Source organism: Clostridium sp., from assembly GCF_051650885.1.
Taxonomy (GTDB): Bacteria; Bacillota; Clostridia; order Clostridiales; family Clostridiaceae; genus Clostridium.
In genome coordinates this window covers 1-3,158 of sequence record NZ_JBOFRG010000026.1, presented here as the reverse complement: position 1 = coordinate 3,158, position 3,158 = coordinate 1, and the positions used below count along the sequence as shown (strand labels likewise).

Sequence of the window (3,158 nt, the reverse complement as noted above, 5' to 3'; positions counted from 1 at the left end):
GGAAGGAGTCTACCTGAGTCTCTGTTGATTAGCTAGTTTCACCTGAACTGACCTATTTGTTTCCATGATGGCCCAGTAATCAGTAATCAGGCCTATTGTTTTCTGGCTGCACCTCCCTCATCACTGTTAAGTACCTGATTAGCATATGATTGGCTTGACCACGGTGTTAATACACTGTGGTAAACAGTTGGCAAGTTCAAGGTCTGACGTTCAAGTTGTTCTTTATAAAACAAGGGTTCCCAGAGTTTTGACCTCTTCGAATTACCATGTGTAGACACCCTGAAGCTATTTGAGCTCCAAACTATTCTCTTGTCTTTCTGCCTTCTGTCACTCAGCTGGCTCTGTGATCCTGGAGAGTCCGGTGCTTCCTGTGACGGCGGGAGACGATGTGACTCTGCGCTGCAGAAACAGGATGACCTCCTCCTCCAACCTCACTACCGATTTCTATAAAGATGGGTTTCTCATCAGGAGCAGCTCTACAGGAAACCTGACCATCCACAGTGTTTCTACATCTGATGAAGGACTCTACAAGTGCAGCGTCCCTGGAGCTGGAGAATCACCAGACAGCCGGCTGACCGTCAGAGGTGAGACCAGCTTTAAAGGCCTTGAAAACAACTTCTTACTATGAGCAATGAGGCCCTACATGAACACGTTATTTTGGTTATTTAACATCGGAAATTTCTTTCTTTTCTCACTGATTTAAAGTGGGCGGGCCTCAGTTGGAATATTTGTGTGCACCAGTCAGAGTTAAGCAACATTTGAATCAAATGTGATGACAGTTGTTGGGTTGGTTGCTTATGTCGCCGGCCAACGTCACTCAAATATAGCCACACTACACCCACACCGAAGATTAGTTTTCATCCGAGCTTCTTGACGAAATGTTTAGTTTTAGCAGCTTGATGATGTAGCGACTACCTTCAAGGCTAGTCGGTGAATTGCTGTAGCTGGTATGCTAGCCAGCCGGGAACATGCAAGCTGTCCAAGCTAATGTGCTAGCTAATCATCATTTAGCAAGCTTGTTAGCTCAGTTGCTAACGGGACAATACATTTAAGCAGTTTTTTCAAAAGACGTAGGCTACTGTACCATTGACTCTTGTCTCATAACTGTCTGCAAACCTTAACTTTTTCTGTGAGTTGTTTTACCTCTGACAGAGGAGGTTATATAAAACTGGATGGTCCAACGCAGCTAATAGCTAAGCTTCGATAGCTTCCTTCATTTTGGACCCTCCAGCTCGCCGTTCCCTCAAAGATCATTAGGTACTGTCAAGACGGCTTGCTATTGGTCAGCGGTGCAAGTTTGGTGGTCAAAGTTGAACTTGATGCCAAAAATCTGTGCGGATTTACTTCGACCCCGTGAGCCTGTTTCATTGAACTGAACTGAAATGCTGGAGTGACTTTTAAGATGAATACACATTTTCAAAAAGGTAAATCAATGAGAAAGACGGAAAGGTACAACTACTGAATTTGGTTCCACTAAGCACTCTACTTTAAAGGAATATTGTAACATCTTGGTTTGCTGTCTTACCAGAAAATAGATGAGAGGATTGATATAAATGTTGATATAAATCACTGTGTGTTTATAGATTTAACCAGTTTAGCGAAGCACAAAGCAGCCATGTAGACAGAGCTTGTTGTTTTATTGCATTGAGGTCATCCTGTGGTATTTCTGTTTTGAAGCAGGACGCCCTGAGCTGCCTAAATTCAAACGCATTCTACTTCCTGTGGTGGTCGCCTGCCTCTTGCTGGTTTCAGTACTGCTGCTCTGCCTCTGGAGAAGCCATAAAGGTCAGCCTGTTTTCATGTCAATAAAATGACATTTTGCATCCTGCTGTTTCAGCGCCACTTCTGTCGAGGTCGCACATTGCTTGTGCTGAGCGTGAAAGTTCATTCTTGAACTTGGAAACAAAAAAATCTTAACTCAAAGTCCACTTGCTACCTATCTCCACAACAGCTGAGCAGATTCATTCTGCTGAGGGAGGCCACGAGATGCAGTCAGAAAGCTCCAGAAAAAGCTAGTAGGTGGACCATTTTAAGATTATTATCAACAAGTCGGTCCAGACAATAAGGTTGAAACTGGGAGAGTCTCAGTTAAAGCTAAAACAAACATACTTTGAGGTCCACGAAGTCTTACCATTCATTTTAAATAGAGCAGCACAACACAGCCCTTTTTAACTATGTCGTAAAGAACAAATAGATCGGAGGCGGACATTTGAAGATGGAAAAATAGATAAAAGTCTTCATTCAGATAAATCTATTTCTGCTGTTTCTATTTCTGATGTTTGCTGTTGTTGTGTAGATGATATCTCACAGGCCGCAGTACGGAGTCCTACAGAGGTTATATGATAGGAAAAATAAATATTGACGTGGAAATGTGCGTGAATGGATTAATAAAGCGAGCGCACGGATTGGTAAACAGGATTCAGACTCATGACCTCAGCCTCGCTGGATGTAAACTGCGGCCTGTCATCAGCCAAACCAGCCCTTCAGCTGTTCAGTGCGACTGGTAGCCCACCAACAGTCCATGTGCACTGTTTACCAGTCTGTTCTCTTAATCGTGAATATTTTATTTATTGACCCCTGGGGGGCTCCGTACTGCAGTGTCCACACTCGGAGTCACAGAGGGGCTTTCGGACACCTGAATTTACTCGGTGTTTACTAAATGTTAAACCAAGTGAAAGAAGTCAAGTTGAGTTTGAAGACCTTTTTTTTTAGACAGAAACATTACTGATGTTGCTATGTGAGACGCGTACAGATGTTGTCTTCAAGAATTAGATTTTTGTGTCTGTGGATTATTTGAAAACATACATTACTTTAGTTGTCTTATTTATACTTCCTGAATGAAAAAAACAACACAAACAAACAAAAATTTCTCAAATGTATTATTTTTATTCATCAGATGAAGTTTGGGAAGTTGCAATTGATTAAATTAAAGTTGTTTGACAGTTGTTTTACTCTATAGAAGTAATTGATGACTATAGATAATAACAAGCTTTTCATGCACAAACAATGACAACGTGCACTGCAAACTAACACCAAGCTGTTCCATAGATGGTTGACAGAAACAGAACCATGTTTACACTATTTCTATTTCGCATCTTTGATTTATTGTCCAAAAGCTTCCAACCACAAGGGACACAGGTGTACTTTCTGCGGGTTTT

At 41.8% G+C, this 3,158-nt stretch carries 1 protein-coding gene; it reads left to right on the top strand.

Annotation, left to right across the window (positions count from 1 at the left end):
* The first annotated feature begins 343 nt into the window (after positions 1-343).
* Positions 344-628: an immunoglobulin domain-containing protein gene (locus ACRC28_RS00855; protein ID WP_438541564.1), complete on the top strand. Its 285-nt coding sequence runs from the start codon at positions 344-346 to the stop codon at positions 626-628.
* Positions 629-3,158: the final 2,530 nt, after the last annotated feature.